General features: G+C 51.1%; 17 protein-coding genes, 1 tRNA gene and 1 pseudogene. 14 read left to right on the top strand and 5 right to left on the bottom strand.

Annotated elements, in window-relative coordinates:
• Position 1 precedes the first annotated feature (1 nt).
• From HMPREF2726_RS10060 to HMPREF2726_RS14815, 4 genes and pseudogenes are all read left to right on the top strand, one after another.
• Positions 2-232: a hypothetical protein gene (locus HMPREF2726_RS10060; protein WP_049230286.1), complete on the top strand. Its 231-nt coding sequence runs from the start codon at positions 2-4 to the stop codon at positions 230-232.
• On the top strand, positions 226-489 hold the full coding sequence (locus tag HMPREF2726_RS10065) for a hypothetical protein (RefSeq protein ID WP_049230285.1): 264 nt from the start codon (positions 226-228) through the stop codon (positions 487-489). The genes HMPREF2726_RS10060 and HMPREF2726_RS10065 overlap by 7 nt, the downstream gene beginning before the upstream one ends.
• Positions 486-815 (top strand): excisionase family DNA-binding protein, encoded by a 330-nt coding sequence (locus HMPREF2726_RS10070; RefSeq protein ID WP_070603262.1) that lies wholly within the window; start codon positions 486-488, stop codon positions 813-815. Before HMPREF2726_RS10065 ends, HMPREF2726_RS10070 begins: the two co-directional genes overlap by 4 nt.
• Positions 731-1,666, top strand: a pseudogene (locus HMPREF2726_RS14815) (tyrosine-type recombinase/integrase); the annotation flags it as partial. The gene HMPREF2726_RS10070 and the pseudogene HMPREF2726_RS14815, both read left to right, overlap by 85 nt.
• 77 nt (positions 1,667-1,743) lie before the next feature.
• Here HMPREF2726_RS14815 and HMPREF2726_RS10080 read toward each other — a convergent pair.
• A tRNA-Ile gene (locus HMPREF2726_RS10080) sits at positions 1,744-1,819 on the bottom strand.
• A 208-nt stretch (positions 1,820-2,027) separates the two neighbouring features.
• On the opposite strand from HMPREF2726_RS10080, the gene HMPREF2726_RS10085 reads away from it, so the two are divergent.
• From HMPREF2726_RS10085 to nqrF, 8 genes are all read left to right on the top strand, one after another.
• Positions 2,028-2,285, top strand: a complete 258-nt coding sequence (locus HMPREF2726_RS10085) for a hypothetical protein (protein ID WP_003755972.1) — start codon at positions 2,028-2,030, stop codon at positions 2,283-2,285.
• 75 nt (positions 2,286-2,360) lie between these two features.
• Positions 2,361-3,782, top strand: coding sequence for a sodium:proton antiporter (locus HMPREF2726_RS10090; RefSeq protein ID WP_003755974.1), 1,422 nt, complete (start codon positions 2,361-2,363; stop codon positions 3,780-3,782).
• Between the two features lie 352 nt (positions 3,783-4,134).
• Positions 4,135-5,478 carry a Na(+)-translocating NADH-quinone reductase subunit A gene (locus HMPREF2726_RS10095; protein ID WP_009311193.1) on the top strand — a complete coding sequence of 448 codons (1,344 nt, stop codon included), beginning with the start codon at positions 4,135-4,137 and terminating at the stop codon, positions 5,476-5,478.
• Positions 5,479-5,480: 2 nt separating this feature from the next.
• Positions 5,481-6,713: an NADH:ubiquinone reductase (Na(+)-transporting) subunit B gene (locus tag HMPREF2726_RS10100; protein ID WP_009311194.1), complete on the top strand. Its 1,233-nt coding sequence runs from the start codon at positions 5,481-5,483 to the stop codon at positions 6,711-6,713.
• On the top strand, positions 6,706-7,482 hold the full coding sequence (locus HMPREF2726_RS10105; RefSeq protein WP_009311195.1) for a Na(+)-translocating NADH-quinone reductase subunit C: 777 nt from the start codon (positions 6,706-6,708) through the stop codon (positions 7,480-7,482). Before HMPREF2726_RS10100 ends, HMPREF2726_RS10105 begins: the two co-directional genes overlap by 8 nt.
• Positions 7,482-8,108 (top strand): NADH:ubiquinone reductase (Na(+)-transporting) subunit D, encoded by a 627-nt coding sequence (locus HMPREF2726_RS10110; protein WP_003755984.1) that lies wholly within the window; start codon positions 7,482-7,484, stop codon positions 8,106-8,108. The genes HMPREF2726_RS10105 and HMPREF2726_RS10110 overlap by 1 nt, the downstream gene beginning before the upstream one ends.
• A 3-nt stretch (positions 8,109-8,111) precedes the next feature.
• On the top strand, positions 8,112-8,705 hold the full coding sequence (gene nqrE / locus HMPREF2726_RS10115) for an NADH:ubiquinone reductase (Na(+)-transporting) subunit E (protein WP_049222568.1): 594 nt from the start codon (positions 8,112-8,114) through the stop codon (positions 8,703-8,705).
• A 13-nt stretch (positions 8,706-8,718) separates the two neighbouring features.
• A complete protein-coding gene (gene nqrF, locus HMPREF2726_RS10120) occupies positions 8,719-9,936 on the top strand; it encodes an NADH:ubiquinone reductase (Na(+)-transporting) subunit F (protein WP_003741084.1) in 1,218 nt (405 codons plus the stop codon).
• A 454-nt stretch (positions 9,937-10,390) separates the two neighbouring features.
• On the opposite strand, the gene putA is transcribed toward nqrF, so the two are convergent.
• Together putA and putP are read right to left on the bottom strand one after the other, a co-directional pair.
• A complete protein-coding gene (gene putA / locus HMPREF2726_RS10125; RefSeq protein WP_070603265.1) occupies positions 10,391-13,996 on the bottom strand; it encodes a bifunctional proline dehydrogenase/L-glutamate gamma-semialdehyde dehydrogenase PutA in 3,606 nt (1,201 codons plus the stop codon).
• A 276-nt stretch (positions 13,997-14,272) separates the two neighbouring features.
• On the bottom strand, positions 14,273-15,799 hold the full coding sequence (gene putP, locus HMPREF2726_RS10130) for a sodium/proline symporter PutP (protein ID WP_070603267.1): 1,527 nt from the start codon (positions 15,797-15,799) through the stop codon (positions 14,273-14,275).
• 750 nt (positions 15,800-16,549) lie between these two features.
• Here putP and HMPREF2726_RS10135 point away from each other — a divergent pair.
• Positions 16,550-17,626, top strand: coding sequence for a TerC/Alx family metal homeostasis membrane protein (locus HMPREF2726_RS10135; RefSeq protein WP_049223390.1), 1,077 nt, complete (start codon positions 16,550-16,552; stop codon positions 17,624-17,626).
• A gap of 106 nt (positions 17,627-17,732) precedes the next feature.
• On the opposite strand, the gene dacB is transcribed toward HMPREF2726_RS10135, so the two are convergent.
• Positions 17,733-19,172, bottom strand: coding sequence for a D-alanyl-D-alanine carboxypeptidase/D-alanyl-D-alanine endopeptidase (dacB, locus tag HMPREF2726_RS10140; RefSeq protein WP_070603269.1), 1,440 nt, complete (start codon positions 19,170-19,172; stop codon positions 17,733-17,735).
• Positions 19,173-19,337: 165 nt separating this feature from the next.
• Here dacB and gloA point away from each other — a divergent pair, with 165 nt between their 5' ends.
• The gene (gene gloA, locus HMPREF2726_RS10145; RefSeq protein WP_003756006.1) at positions 19,338-19,745 is read left to right on the top strand and encodes a lactoylglutathione lyase; all 408 of its coding nucleotides are present in this window, start codon (positions 19,338-19,340) and stop codon (positions 19,743-19,745) included.
• Between the two features lie 84 nt (positions 19,746-19,829).
• On the opposite strand, the gene HMPREF2726_RS10150 is transcribed toward gloA, so the two are convergent.
• The gene (locus HMPREF2726_RS10150; protein ID WP_246827888.1) at positions 19,830-20,411 is read right to left on the bottom strand and encodes a glutathione S-transferase family protein; all 582 of its coding nucleotides are present in this window, start codon (positions 20,409-20,411) and stop codon (positions 19,830-19,832) included.
• Positions 20,412-20,413 lie beyond the last annotated feature (2 nt).

Below are 20,413 nucleotides of genomic sequence, written 5' to 3' on the forward strand. Positions count from 1 at the left end.
TGTGGATGAGAAAAGTTACAAGACCCTGCTTGCAAAGCCGCCAGAAGGAATCGGCAGTTGGCCGTTGGTTTTAATCATCGAATTTAAAGATGCCGTTTACGAGGCAAACATTGCCCTGAGTCGTTCGAGATCTGCCAACGGCTGGCGGCAAACGTTTGCTGAAAAAGCCGAAAAAGTATGCGGTTTTTACCGACTCCAAAACGAAATAGAAAAAAGGAAGCAACAATGCTGATTGACAAAAAAAATCCCGTCAGTACGGTAAAGATACCTTCCATTGTAATTCCGGCAGAGGAAGATTATCCACATTACCGGCTGATACCGGTGCAGACGGAAGCAGGCAACGATATGTGCCTGCTTTTTTATGTCAATGAAGAATACTATCTGATACTCGAACCGCGCATCAAACGCTATTTGGCCCTCAGAAAACTGGAACAGTTGACCGAAACTGCGCCGTTTAAAGTTTTCGAAGTGATGCGGGAGGCAGAATGAGCAAAACCTACACCGTGGAAGAGGCAGCAGAATACTGCAAATGCCACGCCGAAACCATCCGACAATACATCCGTAAAGGGATGCTTGAGGCCAGCAGACCTGGCCGCCGTTATTGTATTACCCAAGCCGCACTTGACGTTTTCCTGATGCAAAAAGAAAATGAACAGGTGCAGGCTTCGCTCGAACACAGGAGCAAAGCAAAATGCCGATCTACTTACGAAAAGGCGTTTACTACGTCGATATTAGGACAGAAAGCGGCCGCAGAATTAGACAGTCTGCTGGCACTAAAAACAAACAGGAAGCGCAAAGGCTGCACAATAAATTGACATACGAGTTATGGCAGCACGAGCATTTTGACGAAAAACCGAAACGGCTGTGGGAGGAGGCCGCAGTCAAATGGATTGAAGAGAATGGCAGCAAGAAAAGCATCGGGAACGATTTGTGCAGATTGCGTGGTCTGCCGGAACTGCGCGGGATTTACCTGCATCACTTGACCCGTGATTTCATCATGGATACCGTCGCAAAAAAGAACTGCTCCGACAGCACGAAAAACCGTTATCTTGCGCTGATTCGCGCCATACTGAACAAAGCCGTCAAGGAATGGGGGTGGTTGGAAAGGGCTCCCCATCTGACGCTTTATCGAGAGCCTAAACGGCGGATCCGCTGGCTGACGAAAGATGAGGCAAATAGGTTGATTGCCTCCTTGCCCGACTATATGGCCGAAATGGTTATATTCAGCTTATCCACGGGATTGCGCCAGCGCAATGTTTTGGACTTGGAATGGCAGCAAGTGGATTTGACGGGAAGAACCGCATGGATACATCCTGACGAAAGCAAATCAGGCAAGGCGATAGGTGTTGCCCTGAATGATACGGCCATAGGCGTAATATCAAGGCAGATGGGGAAGCATTCTCGATTTGTCTTTACTTATTCCAATGGACGAAAAGTTCAAAGCATCAGCTCGAGGATTTGGAAAAACGCCTTGGAAAAGGCAGGAATTTCTGATTTCCGCTGGCACGATCTTCGGCACACGTGGGCAAGCTGGCTGGTTCAGTCTGGCGTGCCGTTGTCCGCCTTACAGGAGATGGGTGGTTGGGAAAGCGTTGAGATGGTACGCCGTTACGCACATTTGTCGGCGGAACATCTTCAAGCCCATGCCGAGGTATTGGATGGTATCGGGCTATGTAAAGACACAAATTGGACACAGTGCCGACTCGAAAAAAATGCCCAGCTTACGCAAGTCGTTGATTTGATTGGTGGGTCCGGTGGGGTTCGAACCCACGACCAAGGGATTATGAGTCCCCTGCTCTAACCCCTGAGCTACAGACCCGTTCAAGAGTAGGGGCGTATTGTATCATAAATTATTCCGCTTACAAGGTCGTCTGAAAAAGATAATGTGTCTGCTATTGCCGACCGGCTTTATATTGATCATTTGGGTTGCACTGCCGCAGTAGACTTGTTTTGACTGTGGTTTGCTGCCTTGGGTGGAAAGCGGATTTCGGCGGTCGATAATTTCCTGTCCAATGGGCGGAGTGTAAATGTTTGGAAAAATAAATCTAAAGTTATATTTTGATAGTTTACATTGTTTTGACCTAGCATTTTATTTTCAAAAGGATTTTGAAAATCTGATTCGGCAGACATGGTGGAATAGGGGATTGAATATTGAGAAACAAGGTAGGGCGGTCGGTTATTTTGACTGGTTTGGGGCGGGGTTTTCACTTACAATCAAACAAGGTTTACATATGGCAACACTCCGCCGCTTGATGCCAAGGTTGGTTGCAGACGTTTTTGTTTGATTTCACGGCATTGTGCGGATGTGTTTGTTTAGGCTTTTCGTCCATAAGAAAAACTAAGAAAAACAAGGAAAAACAATGCGCCGCTTACCAATTCTATCCCTCATCCTGCTTCCCGCTGTGTCTCACGCCGCTGATTTTGACGGCGCGACGCTCAGTCTGTTTTGGGGTGCGCCGTTCGCGTTGATTCTTTTGTCTATCGCTTTGGGGCCACTCTTTTTCGCGCATACCTGGCATCACCATTTCGGCAAGATTACAGCGTTTTGGACGCTGCTGTTTTTGGTTCCGTTCGCCGTTGTGTTCGGTTTCGGGGCGGGTGTGCATACGGTTGCCCATGCGCTGGTTGAGGAATATATCCCGTTTATCCTGCTGCTTTTGGCTTTATATACAATTTCGGGCGGGATTTTGGTTTGGGGTAAGCTCAATGGTACGCCTGCGCTGAATACCGGGCTGCTGGCGGCGGGGACGGTGATGGCTTCCTTTATGGGGACGACCGGTGCGGCAATGCTGATGATTCGTCCGCTGCTTAAGGCAAACCATTACCGCAAGAATAAGGTGCATGTCGTTATATTCTTTATTTTTTTGGTGGCAAATATCGGCGGCGGCCTGACGCCGTTGGGCGATCCTCCGCTGTTTTTGGGCTTCTTGAAGGGCGTGGATTTCATGTGGACGGTGAAACACATGTTGATGCCCGTATTGATCAGTACGGTGGTGCTGTTGCTGGTGTTTTACATTATTGACAGCCGTTATCACGCGCGTGAAGCCAATGTGGAACAGATTCGGCAGGAAGAGGAGGCCGATGAAGATTTGCGTATTGCCGGCAAATGGAATTTTCTGCTGCTGGCGGGCGTGGTCGGTGCGGTTTTGCTGTCCGGCTTGTGGAAGCCCGATCATCCGGGGTTTGAGATTTTAGGCAGCCACTATGCGTTGCAAAACTTGGTGCGCGATGTGATTTTGCTGGTGCTGACCGTTGTTTCGTTGCTGATTACGCCCAAACAGGTCAGGGCGGGCAATGAATTCAATTTCGACCCGATTGCCGAAGTGGGCAAACTGTTTTTGGGTATTTTCATTACGATTTCCCCTGTTTTGGCGATTTTGAAGGCAGGCGAGGCGGGTGCGCTGGGTGCGGTGGTGTCGTTGGTGCATGACGCTTCGGGCAATCCGATTAATACGATGTATTTCTGGATGAGCGGTTTGTTGTCCGCATTTTTGGATAATGCGCCGACTTATCTAGTGTTCTTCAATATGGCGGGCGGCGATGCTCAGGCGTTGATGACGGGGCATCTGTTCCATTCGTTGTTGGCGGTATCCATGGGTTCGGTGTTTATGGGCGCGCTCACTTATATCGGCAATGCGCCGAACTTTATGGTTAAAGCGATTGCCGAGCAGCGCGGCGTGCCAATGCCGACTTTCTTCGGTTATATGATGTGGTCGGTGGGGGTGTTGATTCCGCTGTTTATACTGCATACGCTGATCTTCTTCGTTTGGCAGTTGTTCTGATTCCTAAACTTCGAAAGGTCGTCTGAAAACCTGATTCTTATTGATTCGGTTTTCAGACGACCTTTTTGTATTCTGCCAGGGATTAATTTGGGGCATCAATATCTTGTAATTTTATTGGAGGGCTGCTTTGCGTGGGATTCGGGGCAGGAAGCTGGAAAAAATCTGCGTAAATCTGACATAAGGCGGGCTGTTCCTGCTAAAATCAAACGTTTTACAGTTTTCATTTAATTGTTGTTTTCCGTAAGTAAGGCTTTACTTTCAGACGACCTTCCCCATGCTTTGCCATTTCAAACGTCGTCTGAAAAGTTGGAACATTTTATTCTGTTTAACTCATCACAAGTAATGCAAATCTATGATTAAAATCAAAAAAGGCCTAGACCTGCCCATCGCGGGCAGACCGGAGCAAGCCGTTTACGACGGTCCGGCCATTACCGAAGTCGCGTTGCTTGGCGAAGAATATGCCGGTATGCGCCCCTCGATGAAAGTCAAGGAAGGCGATGCCGTCAAAAAAGGCCAAGTGCTGTTTGAAGACAAGAAAAATCCGGGCGTGGTGTTTACTGCGCCGGCTTCCGGCAAAATCGCCGCGATTCACCGCGGCGAAAAGCGCGTGCTTCAGTCGGTCGTGATTGCCGTTGAAGGCGATGACGAAATCGAGTTCGAACGCTACGCGCCCGATGCGTTGGCAAACTTAAGCAGCGAAGAAGTGCGCCGCAATCTGATTCAATCCGGTTTGTGGACTGCGCTGCGTACCCGTCCGTTCAGCAAAATCCCCGCCGTCGATGCCGAGCCGTTCGCCATTTTCGTCAATGCGATGGACACCAATCCGCTGGCGGCAGACCCTGTGGTCGTGATCAAAGAAGCCGCCGAGGATTTCAGACGAGGTTTGCTGGTGTTGAGCCGTCTGACCGAACGCAAAATCCATGTTTGTAAGGCAGCCGGTGCGGACGTGCCTTCTGAAAACGCCGCCAATATTGAAACACACGAATTCGGCGGCCCGCATCCCGCGGGTTTGAGCGGCACGCACATTCATTTCATCGAGCCTGTCGGCGCGAATAAAACCGTTTGGACCATCAACTATCAAGACGTGATTGCGATCGGACGTTTGTTCGTAACAGGTCGTCTGAATACCGAGCGCGTGGTTGCTTTGGGCGGCCCCCAAGTCAACAAACCGCGCCTCTTGCGTACCGTTTTGGGTGCGAAGGTGTCGCAAATTACCGCCGGCGAATTGGTTGATGCGGACAACCGCGTGATTTCCGGTTCGGTATTGAACGGTGCGATTGCACAAGGCGCGCATGATTATTTGGGACGCTACCACAATCAGATTTCCGTTATCGAAGAAGGCCGCAGCAAAGAGCTGTTCGGCTGGGTTGCGCCGCAGCCGGACAAATACTCGATTACGCGTACGACCCTCGGTCATTTCCTGAAAAACAAACTCTTCAAGTTCACAACAGCCGTCAACGGCGGCGACCGCGCCATGGTTCCCATCGGTACTTACGAGCGCGTAATGCCGCTGGACATCCTGCCTACCTTGCTTCTGCGCGATTTAATCGTCGGCGATACCGACAGCGCGCAGGCTTTGGGTTGCTTGGAATTGGACGAAGAAGACCTCGCTTTGTGCAGTTTCGTCTGCCCGGGCAAATACGAATACGGCCCGCTGTTGCGCAAGGTGCTGGAAACCATTGAGAAGGAAGGCTGATTATGGGCTTGAAACATTTTCTGGAAAAAATCGAACCGCACTTCCTGCCGGGCGGCAAACATGAAAAATGGTATGCCCTCTATGAAGCTGCGGCGACGATTTTCTACACATCCGGCGCGGTAACGCGCAAAGCGGCGCACGTCCGCGACGCGCTCGACTCCAAGCGCATGATGATTTTGGTATGGCTGGCTTTGTTCCCCGCCATGTTTTACGGTATGTACAATGTCGGTGCGCAGGCATTCGGTGCGTTAACGCCTGATTTGCTGCAAAAAAGCATCGCCAACGACTGGCATTACGCCCTTGCCAACGCTTTGGGCATCAATATGTCGTCTGAAGCGGGCGTGTTGGGCAAAATGCTGTTCGGCGCGATTTACTTCCTGCCGATTTACGCGACCGTATTTATCGTCGGCGGTTTCTGGGAAGTTTTGTTCGCCACCGTGCGCAAACACGAAATCAACGAAGGTTTCTTCGTGACTTCGATTCTGTTTGCCTTAATCGTTCCGCCTACGCTGCCGCTGTGGCAGGCCGCCTTGGGTATTACCTTCGGCGTGGTGGTTGCGAAAGAGGTGTTCGGCGGTACGGGTAAAAACTTTATGAACCCTGCGCTGGCAGGTCGTGCTTTCTTGTTCTTCGCCTATCCTGCCAATATTACCGGCGACACCGTTTGGACGGCGGTTGACGGCTATTCCGGCGCAACTGCGTTAGCTCAGTGGGCGGCGCACGGTTCAGACGGCCTGCAAAATGCCGTTACCGGTAAATCCATTACTTGGATGGATGCGTTTATCGGCAACCTGCCCGGTTCTATCGGCGAAGTATCCACTTTGGCGCTTTTAATCGGCGGTGCGTTTATCGTGTTTGCCCGCATCGCTTCTTGGCGCATTATTGCCGGTGTGATGATCGGTATGATTGCCATGTCTTCGCTGTTTAACGTCATCGGTTCGGACACCAATCCGATGTTCAGCATGCCTTGGTACTGGCATCTGGTCGTCGGCGGCTTCGCCATCGGTATGCTGTTTATGGCGACCGACCCTGTTTCCGCTTCCTTTACCAATGTCGGCAAATGGTGGTACGGCGCGCTGATTGGTGTGATGTGCGTATTGATCCGCGTGGTCAATCCGGCTTACCCCGAAGGCATGATGTTGGCGATTCTGTTTGCCAACCTGTTTGCCCCGATTTTCGACTATTTCGTCGCACAAGCGAACATCAAACGCAGAAAGGCGCGCAGCAATGGCTAAGAAATTCGATAAAGACAGCTTCAGCGGCACGCTGATTGTGGTGTTGGCGGTCAGCCTGATTTGCTCGGTCATCGTAGCAGGCGCGGTTGTCGGCTTGAAACCGGTGCAGGAAAAACAAAAGGTTCAGGACAAGCAAAGCTACATCCTGAGTGTTGCCGGTTTGCTCGATAAAAATACCGACATCAGCAAAACCTTTGCCGACCGCATCGAGCAACGCGTGGTTGATTTGGCGACCGGCGAATATGTGAAAGACGCGCCGAAAGACTTCAGCGCGCGTGTTGCCGCCAAAGACCCCGCGCAAAGCATCCAAATCAAACCTGAAGACGATTTGGCAGGCATCAAAAGCCGCGCCAAATACACCGAAGTTTATTTGGTAAAAGGCGATGACGGCAAAGTCAGCCAAATCATCCTGCCTATGCACGGCAACGGTTTGTGGTCGGTTATGTACGGCTTCGTCGCCATCCAGCCCGACGGCAATACCATCAACGGCATTACCTACTACGACCAAGGTGAAACTCCGGGCTTGGGCGGCGAAATCGGCAATCCGTTGTGGCAACAAAAATTCGTCGGCAAAAAACTCTTTGACGAACAAGGCAAACTTGCCCTGCATGTTTCCAAAGGCGGAAGCTCGGACAAAGAGCATGGCGTAGATGCCCTTTCCGGTGCATCGCTGACTTCCAAAGGCGTGCAAGGTTCGTTTGCCTACTGGTTCGGCGAAAACGGCTATATCCCCTACCTGAACAAATTGAAATCAGCAGGAGCACAATAATGGCTGATATGAAACGCTTGAAACATTTAATGTTTTCACCCTTTATCGACAACAACCCGATTGCCTTGCAGGTTTTGGGTATTTGTTCGGCGCTGGCGGTTACCACCAAACTTCAGACGGCCATCGTGATGGGTATTTCCGTCAGTTTGGTAACCGGTTTTTCCAGCTTTTTCATCTCGCTGGTACGCAACTACATCCCGAACAGCATCCGCATTATCGTGCAGATGGCGATTGTTGCGTCGCTGGTTACGTTGGTTGACCAATTGTTGCAGGCCTATGCCTACGAATTGTCCAAACAGCTCTCCGTATTCGTCGGCCTGATTATTACCAACTGTATCGTGATGGGTCGCGCCGAAGCCTTCGCCATGAAAGAGCCGCCGTTGGAAAGCCTGGTAGACGGTATTGGTAACGGCGCAGGTTACGGCATGATGCTGATTATCATCGCAACCATCCGCGAGCTTATCGGTTCAGGCAAACTCTTAGGCTACACCGTTTTCCAAACCGTGCAGGACGGCGGCTGGTATCAAACCAACGGCCTCTTCCTGCTGGCTCCGAGCGCGTTCTTCATCATCGGCTTTTTGATTTGGGGTTTGCGCACATGGAAACCCGAACAGGCGGAGGAATAAGACATGGAACACTATTTAAGCCTTTTTGTGAAATCCGTCTTCATTGAAAACATGGCGCTGTCCTTCTTCTTGGGCATGTGTACTTTTCTGGCGGTATCGAAAAAAGTATCCACCGCATTCGGCTTGGGTGTTGCCGTTACCTTCGTACTCGGCCTGTCCGTCCCAGCCAACCAGCTCGTTTACTCGTTGCTCAAAGACGGCGCGATTGTCGAAGGCGTGGATTTGACCTTCCTGAAATTCATCACCTTCATCGGCGTGATTGCGGCTTTGGTGCAGATTCTGGAAATGTTCTTGGACAAATTCGTTCCCGCCCTCTACAACGCGCTGGGTATCTACCTGCCGCTGATTACCGTGAACTGCGCGATTTTCGGTGCCGTCTCGTTTATGGCACAACGTGAATACAACTTCGGCGAATCCGTCGTGTACGGTTTCGGCGCAGGTTTGGGCTGGATGCTGGCGATTGTCGCCTTGGCGGGCATTACCGAAAAAATGAAATATTCGGACGCTCCCAAAGGCCTCAAAGGACTGGGCATCACCTTTATCTCCGCCGGCCTGATGGCGATGGCGTTTATGTCGTTCTCCGGCATCCAGTTATAAGAAAGGATTCGGCATGGAAATTATTTTAGGTATCGTGATGTTCACCGTCATCGTCTTGGCTTTGGCACTGATGATTCTGTTTGCCAAATCCAAGTTGGTAAGTGAAGGCGACATCACCATCAAAGTCAACGATGAAAAAGAGCTGACTATGCCCGCCGGCGGCAAACTGCTGGGCGCGCTTGCCAGTCAAGGCATCTTCGTTCCCTCCGCCTGCGGTGGCGGCGGTTCGTGCGGACAATGCCGCGTTGTCGTGAAAAGTGGCGGCGGCGACATTCTGCCGACCGAGTTGTCCCACATCAGCAAACGCGAAGCACGCGAAGGTTGCCGACTGTCCTGCCAAGTCAACGTCAAAACCGACATGGACATCGAAGTACCGGAAGAAGTGTTCGGCGTGAAAAAATGGGAATGCACCGTCATCTCCAACGACAACAAAGCCACGTTCATTAAAGAACTCAAGCTTGCCATTCCCGAGGGCGAAGAAGTTCCCTTCCGCGCCGGCGGCTACATCCAAATCGAAGCCCCACCGCACACCGTTGCCTACAAAGATTTCGACATTCCTAAGGAATATCACGAAGACTGGGACAAATACAATCTGTGGCAATACGTTTCCAAAGTGGACGAGCCGATTTTGCGCGCCTACTCCATGGCTTCATATCCAGAAGAAAAAGGCATCATCATGCTGAATGTGCGTATCGCCACGCCGCCTCCGCGCGTACCCGATGCGCCTCCGGGACAAATGTCCTCCTACATCTGGTCGCTCAAACCCGGCGACAAAGTAACCATCTCCGGCCCGTTCGGCGAATTCTTCGCCAAAGACACCGATGCCGAAATGGTATTCATCGGCGGCGGTGCAGGTATGGCGCCTATGCGCTCTCACATTTTCGACCAGTTGAAACGTTTGAACTCCAAACGCAAAATCACCTTCTGGTACGGTGCGCGCTCCAAACGCGAAATGTTCTATGTTGAAGACTTCGACCAACTCGCAGCAGAGTTCCCGAACTTCACATGGCACGTCGCCTTGTCCGATCCGCTGCCGGAAGACAACTGGGACGGCTACACAGGCTTCATCCACAACGTGGTTTACGAAAACCACCTGAAAAACCACGAAGCACCGGAAGACTGCGAATTCTATATGTGCGGCCCGCCAATCATGAACCAGTCCGTCATCAAAATGCTCAAAGACTTGGGCGTGGAAGATGAAAACATCCTCTTGGATGACTTCGGCGGTTAAAATTTGACCTCAAATGCAAAAGGAAGAAACCGAGGTTTCTTCCTTTTTTGTTGATGTGAATTGAAATAGAAGTAGGGTATTTGCCTGCCGTTATCCCTGTTTGTCGAAATAACCGGAATAAGTTGCCTCCTCATCTTATCCGCGATATCACTCAAATTTCTGCTTCATTTTTGAAGGCATAAGTTATAGTGGATTAACTTTAAACCGGTACGGCGTTGCCTCGCCTTGGCTCAAAGAGACATTCTCTAAGGTGCTGAAGCACCAAGTGAATCGGTTTCTGTACTGTCTGTACTGTCTTGCGGTTTCATCGCCTTGTCCTGATTTAGTTAAGCCACTATAGGGAATCCAACTTTTCATCAAAGCATAAAAAGGTCGTCTGAAAACGGACTTAGCGGGTTTTGCTAACGTTTTCAGACGACCTTTGTTCAAACGCTCTGGCGTTTATTCAGTCCTTTTAGTCAGAAACGGCCATCAGGCTGGCGTTGCCGCCGGCGGCTGTGGTATTGACGCTGCAAGAAATTTCTTCAAACACTTGCAGGATGTCCAAGCCTTGTTCGGACGGGAGGATGCGGATGAGTGCGCCGTCGCGGTTTGCCAGCTCTTGCTTGCGGCTGCTGTCCAGCGGGCTTAGGGCGGCGACGTGATGCACGCCTGTGCTTTCAGGTTTGCTGTTGACTTGCAGCATGCCTTCGAGGTCGGCGGTGTAGGAGGCAAGCGGGCTGTCGGGTTCGACGACGGTTACGATGCCTGCGGCGGCAAGTTCGGTTAGGGCGCAGAAGGCTTGCAGGAGGCTGCCGCCGTGTACCCAGACGCGTTTGGGCGCGCGCCAGCTCATGGCGTTGCGTTCGCCGGTCGGGCCGACCAAGACAGATTCTGCTTGGCGCAGGGTGCGGATGCGGGCGTGTCCCAATGCCGATGCCGCTGATTTTTTCTCTTCCGCATTAAATGGCAGCTTGTGAATCAGGGCTTCGAGGCGTTTGAGCGCGGCTTCGTCCGCTTGCCCGATACGGCTCAGCGGCGGTGCAACCCATTCGGGGATGCGGGTCAGTTTTTGCAGATAGAACGAACCGCCCGCTTTCGGACCCGTGCCCGACATACCGTGTCCGCCGAACGGTTGTACGCCGACGACGGCGCCGACGATGTTGCGGTTGACGTAAACGTTACCCGCTTCGATGCGTTCGCGGATGCGTTTGACCGTACCTTCGATACGGCTGTGTACGCCGCTGGTGAGCGCGTAGCCTTTGCTGTTGATTTGGTCGATGATTTGGTCAAGTTCGTCGGCGCGGTAGCGGACAACGTGCAGGACGGGACCGAAGACTTCGCGGGTGAGTTCGTTCAAGTTGTTGAGTTCGAACAAAATCGGCAGCACGAAAGTGGATTTCGCAGGATCAACATCGGAGGCGGCTTTGACTTCGTGGTAAGACTTGGCAACGCCTTTCATTTTGTTGATGTGCGATTGCAGGTTTTGCTGCGCTTCGGCATCGATGACGGGGCCTACGTCGGTGGTGAGCTGAATGGGTTTGCCGACGACCAATTCGTCCATCGCGCCTTTGATGATGGCGAGCATCTTGTCGGCGACATCTTCTTGAACGCAAAGGATACGCAGCGCGGAGCAGCGTTGTCCCGCGCTGTCGAAGGCGGAGTTGAGCACGTCCAAACAAACCTGCTCGGGCAGCGCGGTGGAATCGACAATCATGGCGTTTTGACCGCCGGTTTCGGCAATCAATACGGGGCTGTCGTCGCGTTTGGCAAGGGCTTTGTTAATCAGTTGCGCCACTTCGGTCGAACCGGTGAAAATCACGCCGCCGATACGCGGGTCGCCTGTCAGTGCCGCACCGACATCACCTGCGCCGAGGACAAGTTGCAAGGCAGAAGTCGGGATGCCCGCTTCGTGCATCAGGGAAACGGCGTAGCTGGCAATCAGGCTGGTTTGTTCGGCAGGTTTGGCGATAACGGTGTTGCCGGCTGCCAATGCGGAAACGACTTCGCCGGTAAAGATGGCGAGCGGGAAGTTCCACGGGCTGATGGCGACGATGGCGCCGACGGCTTTGGCATCTTTGGGCAGGGTGTTTTCGGCTTCGCCTGCGTAGTAGCGGCAAAAATCGACGGCTTCGCGCACTTCGGCGACGGCGTTGTTCAACGTTTTACCCGCTTCGCGCACGGCAAGCATCATCAGCGCGGGGGTGTGCTGCTCCAGCAAATCGGCGAAACGGCGCAGGCATTCGGCGCGCTCGGCGGCTGGCGTCGCGCTCCATTCAGGAAACGCGGCAACGGCTGCACCGACGGCTTCTTGGGCAAGCGCGGCATCGGCAAAGCTGACTGTGCCGACGATGTCGTCGTGGTCGGCGGGGTTTTTAATCGGTTGCGCTTCGCCGACATCGCGGGCTTTACCGTTGATAATGGATGCGGCATGGAAGTCTTGCGCGGCGGCGCGGTTGAGTTTTTCTTGAAGCTGTTGCAACACGGTTTCGTTGCTGAAATCGACGCCTTGGGAATTCAGACGACCCCTGCCGTACAAATCGCGCGGCAGCGGCAAGGCGTTGTGCAGGTGGATACCTTGTTCGGCGATGGTGTCGAACGGGCTTCGGATCAGCGTGTCGATGCTGATGTTTTCATCGACGATTTGGTTGACGAACGACGAGTTCGCGCCGTTTTCCAACAGGCGGCGCACCAAGTAGGCGAGCAGGGTTTCGTGTGTACCGACCGGGGCGTACACGCGCACGCGGCGGCCTAAGTTTTGCGGGCCGACCACTTGGTCGTACAAGGTTTCGCCCATACCGTGCAGGCATTGGTGTTCAAAGTCTTTGCCTTTGCCCATTTGGTAAATCGCGCCCAAGGTGTAGGCGTTGTGGGTGGCGAATTGCGGGAACACGGCGTCTTGCGCGTCCAGCAGTTTGCGCGCGCAGGCGAGGTAGGAGATGTCGGTATGGACTTTGCGGGTGTAGGTCGGATAGCCGTCCAAGCCGTCCACTTGCGCCCATTTGATTTCGCTGTCCCAGTACGCGCCTTTAACGAGGCGGATCATCAGTTTTTGATTGTTGCGGCGGGCAAGGTCAATCAGATAGTCGATGACGAAGGGGCAGCGTTTTTGATATGCCTGAACGACAAAGCCGATGCCTTTGTAACCGGCTAAATCGGGGTCGGAAACGAGTGCTTCCATCAAATCCAAAGACAGCTCCAAACGGTTGGCTTCTTCAGCATCGATATTGATACCGATATCGTATTTTTTACCCAAAAGGAACAGCTCTTTCAGACGAGGTAAGAGTTCGCTCATCACGCGTTCGTGTTGGGCGCGCGAGTAGCGCGGATGGATGGCGGAAAGTTTGACGGAAATGCCGTTGCCTTCATAAACACCTTGTCCGGCGGCATCTTTGCCGATGGCGTGAATGGCTTGAACGTAGTCGTTGTAATAGCGGTCGGCATCTTCTTGGGTGTAGGCGGCTTCGCCCAACATATCGAAGGAGAAGCGGTAGCCCATTTTTTCGCGCTCTTTGCCGTTTTGCAGCGCTTCTTCAATGGTTTGTCCGGTAACAAACTGCTTGCCCAACAGGCGCATGGCGTAGTTCACGCCTTGGCGGATCAGGGGCGCGCCGCCTTTGCTGACGAGGCGGTTCAGAGCCGAACCCATCTGCTTGTCGCTCGGCGCGGTCAGTTTGCCGGTAATCAGCAAGCCCCATGCGGCGGCGTTAACGAATAGGGACGGGCTGTTGTTCAAATGGCTTTTCCAGTTGCCTTCGGAAATTTTGTCGGCAATCAGGCGGTCGCGCGTCGCATTGTCGGGAATGCGCAGCAAAGCTTCCGCCAGACACATCAGCGCAATGCCTTCTTCGCTGGAGAGCGAGAACTCGTGCATCAGCGCATCCACCCCGCTGGCTTTGGTGCGGCTGGCACGAACCTGCGTAACCAAACGGCGCGCGAGTTCGGACGCCGCCCGACGCTCCTCATCGCTCATCTGGGCGCGTTGCAGCATATCCTGAACGGCTTCGATTTCGTCGCGGCGGTAAGCATCGGTAATCGCTTGGCGCAGTGGCGTTTGTGTCGGAAAAGCAAAGTCAAACATTTTAAGGTTCTCCAAAGTTTTTATGATGATTTTCAGACGACCCCATCCCTTTTCGAGGTCGTCTGAAAAGATTTAAAGCATATAGATAATATCTTAATAAATTTATAAGGGTCGGACAAGCAATTTATCTCAAAAACAGGATTTTTTGCTTTGATAAAAAGCAGATAAAGCTAAAAGACCGCATTATCCGCATGAGCATCAATATAAAAATAAAACCTGCCTTCCCGTATAAAAATTCAGACGACCTACGGTCAACGGCAGGTCGTCTGAAAACACTTATTTCGCCTCGCGGTATTCTGTGTCCGCTTTTTCAAAACGTTCTTGGATTTCACGAGACGGCTCTTTGTCGGTCAGTGAAACCAGAACAGCGATAATCAAGCAGGCGATGAAGCCGGGGACAATTTCGTACATAGTCCAAATACCGGTTTCATGTGCAGCCAAAGCCGGTTTTTTAACCCACTCCGCCCATGCCACCACAGTCAGCGCGCCGGCAATCATACCCGACAAAGCACCGTATGCCGTAATGCGTTTCCACAATACCGACAGAATCACAATCGGACCGAACGCCGCGCCGAAACCTGCCCACGCATAAGATACCAAGCCTAAAACTTTGCTCTTAGGGTCGGACGCAATCAGAATAGAGATAATGGCAATCGCCAATACCATCAGACGGCCCACCCATACCAATTCTGATTGCGGCGCATTTTTACGCAAAAAGCCTTTGTAGAAGTCTTCAGTAATCGCGCTGGAGCAAACCAAAAGCTGGCAAGACAAAGTGGACATGACCGCCGCCAAAATCGCGCTCAAAATAATGCCTGCAATCCAAGGGTTGAACAATAAAGTAGAAAGCGCGATGAAGATACGTTCGTGGTTGCCGTGCATGGAAGCGGTTTGGTCGGGATTGGCACCAAAATACGCAATACCGAAATAACCGACCGCTACCGCGCCTGCCAGACACAACACCATCCAAGTCATACCGATGCGGCGTGCGGACACCAGCGATTTCGCGCTCTCAGCCGCCATAAAGCGCGCCAAAATGTGCGGCTGACCGAAATAGCCCAAGCCCCATGCGGCGGTGGAAATAATGCCGATGACGGTCGTGCCGGCAAGCAGGCTGTTATATTCCTTGCCCGTACCTGTGGCAATGCTTTGAATCGCGGCAGACATTTGTTCCGCACCGCCCAGACCCAGATACACCATTACAGGCGTCAAAATCAGCGCAAAAATCATCAAAGAGGCTTGCAGCGTATCCGTCCAACTGACCGCCAAGAATCCGCCCAAGAAGGTATAGGCAATGGTCGCGCCCGCACCCAGCCACATCGCCTGCTTGTAAGTCATGCCTTCAAACAGGCTTTGGAACAAAGTTGCCCCCGCCACAATGCCCGAAGCGCAATAAATCGTGAAGAAAAACAAAATAATCAGCGCGGAAACCACTTTCATCAAATGTCCGCCCGCGCCGAAGCGGTGGAAGAAATAATCCGGCAGCGTCAGCGCATTGTTGGCATATTCGGTATGCACACGCAGACGGCCCGCCACCAAAAGCCAGTTGAAATACGCGCCGATCACCAAACCGATGGCAATCCAAGCCTCATTCAGACCGCTCAAATAAATCGCGCCGGGCAAACCCATCAAAAGCCAGCCCGACATATCGGACGCGCCTGCCGACATCGCCGTAACAAACGGGCCCAAGCTTCGACCGCCCAAAATATAATCATCGAAATTGCGCGTGGAGAAATACGCAGCCAGACCAATCAAGAGAACAGCAACCAGATAGATTGCAAAAGTGATATACATGGGATTCATGTACTATTCCTCATCTAAAACTTCAAAATCACGGGCTGATGAAATTGCAGGCAATCCACGCCCAAACATTTTTCTAATTAAAATACAGCGGAAATTTCTATTTTTTGTAGCTTGTTAGAAATAAATCATTTATTAATTCAATTAGATATGTAATTAAAACATATTAAATTGTAAATAATCCGTTTGAGGATACCTGAAAACAGTAGGCTTGCAAAGCTCATGATGACCGTTGCTTGCTGGTTTTACTGAAATATTTTTCAAACCATATTAAAAACATTAGCTTACAAATTATCTTGGGAAATATTGCGTTTAAATAGACTTGAAACTATCTTTCTGAAGCGTTTGGAAACAGATGCGGATTGAATGTAATCAGACAACAAGTTGAATAAATCGGATGGGGTTTAGGAAGTCGATGAGGCAAGGGGTCGTCTGAAATTTTCAGACGACCCCTTACTGGTCTGTCGGGCGTGGATAAAGAGCGGAATCCGGTTTGTGCCGGTTGTCGAAAATATAGTGGATTAAATTTAAATCAGGACAAGGCCATGAAGCCGCAGACAGTACAGACAGTACAGAACCGATTCACTTTGGTGCTTCAGCACCTTAGAGGAATCGTTCTCTTTGAACTAAGGCGAGGTAACGCCGTCGGTTTAAAGTTAAGTCACTATATTACATTATCTTTATTGGATCTCTCTATATTATTCCGCGTTGTTTCACTATACTTACGCTTTATTTTGATAACAAAGGCTTTTTATGAACCATTTGGGTTTCCCCATTGAAACCGTCGCCGTTTTCGTGATTTTGTCTGTGGGCGCGATTGCCATCGATTTATTCGCCCATAGGGACAACAAACCGATGTCGCTGAAAAGTGCCGCGATATGGTCGCTGTTTTGGGTATTGATATCGATTTTGTTCGGCGCATTTTTGTGGGTTCATCACGGCAGTGAAGCCGCCAGCCTGTTCTTTACCGGCTATGCTTTGGAAAAAGTATTGTCCGTAGATAATCTGTTTTTAATGATGGCGGTTTTTGCTTGGTTTAAAGTGCCTGAAGGCCTGCGCCACCGCGTTTTGTACTGGGGGATTATCGGCGCGATTATTTTCCGCATGATTTTTGTCGCCATCGGCGCCGGACTGTTGGCATTGGGGCCGATTGTGGAAGTGGTTTTTGCCGTCATTGTCGGCTATACCGCCGTTATGATGCTGCGTCGGGATGAAGAGGAGGGCGAAGAAGATGCCGATTATTCCGAACATTTGGCATATCGTGCAGTCCATCGCTTTTTCCCTGTGTTTCCCCGTCTTTACGGCAGCCATTTTTTCTTAAAAGGCGAGGAGTTGAAAAAAGCGCATGAGCAATATCCCGAGGTGCGGCTTGAGCCGGCGGGTGAAGACCTCAAGCATCCTAAAAATAACCATCCTCAGAAAATGCGTAAAGGGCAGTTGGTCGCGACGCCGCTGTTTTTATGTTTGGCAGTGATTGAGTTGTCGGACGTGATGTTCGCGTTTGACAGCGTACCTGCGGTGATTGCTGTATCTAAAGAACCGTTGATTGTTTACAGCGCCATGATGTTTGCCATTTTGGGTTTGCGTACGCTTTATTTCGTATTGGAAGCGTTGAAAGGCTATTTGGTTCATTTGGAAAAGGCGGTGGTCGTATTGCTGTTTTTCATTGCTGCCAAGCTGGGCTTGTCAGCGAGCAATCATATGTTCCATCACGGATGGGACATTTCGCCCAATACGTCTTTGCTGGTTGTATTGGTTGTGCTGACCTGCGGAATTGCCGCTTCCTTCATTTTCCCTGATAAGAAAAATAAAGGTAAAGCCGATTCGTGACCCGCTTCATGCAGTAAAACGGAACAGTAGGATTTGCGACCTCTGAAAAACACTTCAGGCAGCCGGAAAGTCATTTCTCCGGCTGCCTGAAGTGTTTTGATGCTTTTTAAGCTTCCATTCGTTCTGCGCACTTCATTTTCGCATCAATCCAAGCGTCACCGCCAGGCTGTACGATTTTTGAAACCAGTTTATCCAAATCATTCAGATAGTTGGTGGCATTCGAACTGTTAATCACCACTACCACGATCATGGGTTTGTCTCCCAGCCAATATCCGGCGAGGGCGCGTACATCTTTGAGCGTGCCTGTTTTCAGGCGCAGGGCAGGGCCTGCCTGTTTGAGGCGGTATTTCAGTGTGCCATCTTTACCGGCAATGGGTAAGGTATCGATGAAGTCTTGTTTGAACGGGCTGAAATAGGCTTTTTCCAGCATTTGCGCCAACATATTGGCGCTGACGCGTTCACGGCGGGATAGGCCCGAACCGTTTTCCAAGACCAAGTTTTCCGTATCCACGCCCGCGGTAGCCAATTCACGTTTTACGGCTGAAGAGGCTTGCTGCAAGGCGGAGTTGCCGGAATGCTCGCCTCCCAATTTCAGGAATACGGAGCGCGCAATCAGATTATTCGAATATTTGTTCATGTCCGTCAAAATGGCAGACATGGGTTTGGATTGGTGTACTGCCAGCGTTTTGGAATGAGGTGGTACGGATGCTGCCCTGATGCCGTCGGTAATTTCTCCGCCTGAATAACGCCATTGGTTGATAAAGCTCTTTTGTACAAATTCACGCATGTTCAACATGTTGACGTACATTTCATTGCCCAAACACGATTCCGGAACTTTGCCGGAAACATGCAATACGCCGCCTTTGTAGTTTGCGCGCATATGGTTTTGCAAGGCTTTGCAGGATGCGTTTGATGGTGTGACGTTGATTTTGTTGTCGATTTTAATGTCGGGGAGGGGCGGATTGGTCACAAGATCCACTCCGCCCATGTCATTGCGTTCCAGTTTGACCGATACGACTTTGTAAGCCAGCATATGCGGGTCGGGCGGCGTCATAAATAGAGAACCGACATCGGATTCGAAATCGCTCGGATTTTGAATATCTCCCCATAAATGGCGGTCGAGTACCAAGCCGCCGGTGATTTTGCGTATGCCTTTATCGCGCAATTGCTGCTGCATCCCGACCAAGCCTTCTTGGTCGAAAACAGGGTCTCCGCTGCCGACCCAATAAATATCGCCTTGCAAGGTGTCGCCTTGAATCGTGCCGTCGCTTTTGAATTGGGTTGTCCAGCGGTAATCGCCGCCCAAAGCTTTAAATGCGGCAAACGCTGTAACCAGCTTCATGGTCGATGCGGGGTTGACTGGCACATTCGAACGGTGGTCGACCAAGACGTTTCCACTGTCCAATTCTTGAACATACACGGAAATTTCGTCTTGAGGGATGCGGCCGAAATCGATGGCAAATGCCGGCAAAGAGAGGATGGACAGCCATAAAAGAGCGGCTGTTTGTCTTAACTTCATGATAGTTCTGAAAAACACATAAAGCATAATTATAAAGCAAGGTCGTCTGAAAAACGAGGATGGCTGCCTGACGGATGAAAAAGTTGTTCCTTATGGATAAAATGTGTCGCTATTTCGTTCCGTGCAGACAATCGGCGCTTAGGGCGAACTATGATAAAATCTGTTTTTAAAACAATATAAAAGGAATACATTATGCGACTGCTCCATACGATGTTGCGCGTTGGCAACCTCGAAAAATCTTTGGACTTCTATCAAAATGTTTTAGGTATGTCTTTACTGCGCCGCCACGATTATCCCGAAGGACGGTTTACTTTGGCGTTTGTCGGTTATGGTAATGAGGCCGAAAATACCGTACTGGAATTGACGCACAACTGGGATACGGAAAGCTACGATATCGGCAACGCTTACGGGCATATCGCAGTGGAAGTGGATGATGCGTATGAGGCTTGCGAACGGGTCAGACAAAAAGGCGGCAAAGTTGTGCGCGAGGCAGGACCGATGATGCACGGCACGACCGTTATTGCTTTTGTGGAAGATCCTGACGGTTATAAAATTGAATTTATCCAAAAAAACAGCGGCAATGATTCGGTGAAATACTGATTTTCCAATCGTCTGATAAAAGGTCGTCTGAAAACCCGATTGAAAAGGGTTTTCAGACGACCTTTTTGTTTTAATAGCCTTGATTTATTCCGCAGGCGGCATTTGGGCAACGGTTTCCTGCGCCCATGCCATGGTTTCGGCAAAGGCGGGACGGGCGAGGTGTTTGGCGGCGTAGCGTTGCAGTACATCGGTTTCATCGGCAGGCAATACTTTAAAGTTTTGCGTTAAGAGCAGAATCAGCCCGGAATAGTACAGATCCAGCGCGGTAAAGCTGTTGCCGATAATGTAGTCGCGGTTTTTCAAGTGTTCGCGCAAGGTGTTCCATGCGGTATCAAAATCGCCGTAACCGATTTGGCGGCGGCGCTCGGGCGTATCGACAGGCAGGTTGTGCAGTTTGTTGAAGGCTGCGTATTCGAGGTGCAGCGACAGGCACATCCAGCGGTAGTATTCGCCGCGTTCCAATGTGTCTGCGGCAGGGATGAGGTGTTTGTCGGGGAACTGTTCCGCCAAAAAGGTAATGATGGCGAGTGATTCGGTCAATACGGTATCGCCGAATTTGAGTGAGGGGACTTGGGCTTGGGGATTGATGGCGAGATATTCGGCGGACTGAATCTGTGCGCCGAATTGGATGGGGACGACGGTGTATTCCGCGCCGCATTCTTTCAACA

Source organism: Neisseria sp. HMSC074B07 (genome assembly GCF_001810355.1).
GTDB lineage: Bacteria > Pseudomonadota > Gammaproteobacteria > Burkholderiales > Neisseriaceae > Neisseria.

What these genes read in the sequence shown, in the direction of transcription:
- HMPREF2726_RS10065 (WP_049230285.1), top strand. Translation starts at nt 226, where the DNA reads ATGCTGATTGACAAAAAAAATCCCGTCAGTACGGTAAAGATACCTTCC.
- HMPREF2726_RS10070 (WP_070603262.1), top strand. Translation starts at nt 486, where the DNA reads ATGAGCAAAACCTACACCGTGGAAGAGGCAGCAGAATACTGCAAATGC.
- HMPREF2726_RS10085 (WP_003755972.1), top strand. Translation starts at nt 2,028, where the DNA reads ATGTTTGGAAAAATAAATCTAAAGTTATATTTTGATAGTTTACATTGT.
- HMPREF2726_RS10090 (WP_003755974.1), top strand. Translation starts at nt 2,361, where the DNA reads ATGCGCCGCTTACCAATTCTATCCCTCATCCTGCTTCCCGCTGTGTCT.
- HMPREF2726_RS10095 (WP_009311193.1), top strand. Translation starts at nt 4,135, where the DNA reads ATGATTAAAATCAAAAAAGGCCTAGACCTGCCCATCGCGGGCAGACCG.
- HMPREF2726_RS10100 (WP_009311194.1), top strand. Translation starts at nt 5,481, where the DNA reads ATGGGCTTGAAACATTTTCTGGAAAAAATCGAACCGCACTTCCTGCCG.
- HMPREF2726_RS10105 (WP_009311195.1), top strand. Translation starts at nt 6,706, where the DNA reads ATGGCTAAGAAATTCGATAAAGACAGCTTCAGCGGCACGCTGATTGTG.
- HMPREF2726_RS10110 (WP_003755984.1), top strand. Translation starts at nt 7,482, where the DNA reads ATGGCTGATATGAAACGCTTGAAACATTTAATGTTTTCACCCTTTATC.
- nqrE (WP_049222568.1), top strand. Translation starts at nt 8,112, where the DNA reads ATGGAACACTATTTAAGCCTTTTTGTGAAATCCGTCTTCATTGAAAAC.
- nqrF (WP_003741084.1), top strand. Translation starts at nt 8,719, where the DNA reads ATGGAAATTATTTTAGGTATCGTGATGTTCACCGTCATCGTCTTGGCT.
- putA (WP_070603265.1), bottom strand. Translation starts at nt 13,996, where the DNA reads ATGTTTGACTTTGCTTTTCCGACACAAACGCCACTGCGCCAAGCGATT.
- putP (WP_070603267.1), bottom strand. Translation starts at nt 15,799, where the DNA reads ATGAATCCCATGTATATCACTTTTGCAATCTATCTGGTTGCTGTTCTC.
- HMPREF2726_RS10135 (WP_049223390.1), top strand. Translation starts at nt 16,550, where the DNA reads ATGAACCATTTGGGTTTCCCCATTGAAACCGTCGCCGTTTTCGTGATT.
- dacB (WP_070603269.1), bottom strand. Translation starts at nt 19,172, where the DNA reads ATGCTTTATGTGTTTTTCAGAACTATCATGAAGTTAAGACAAACAGCC.
- gloA (WP_003756006.1), top strand. Translation starts at nt 19,338, where the DNA reads ATGCGACTGCTCCATACGATGTTGCGCGTTGGCAACCTCGAAAAATCT.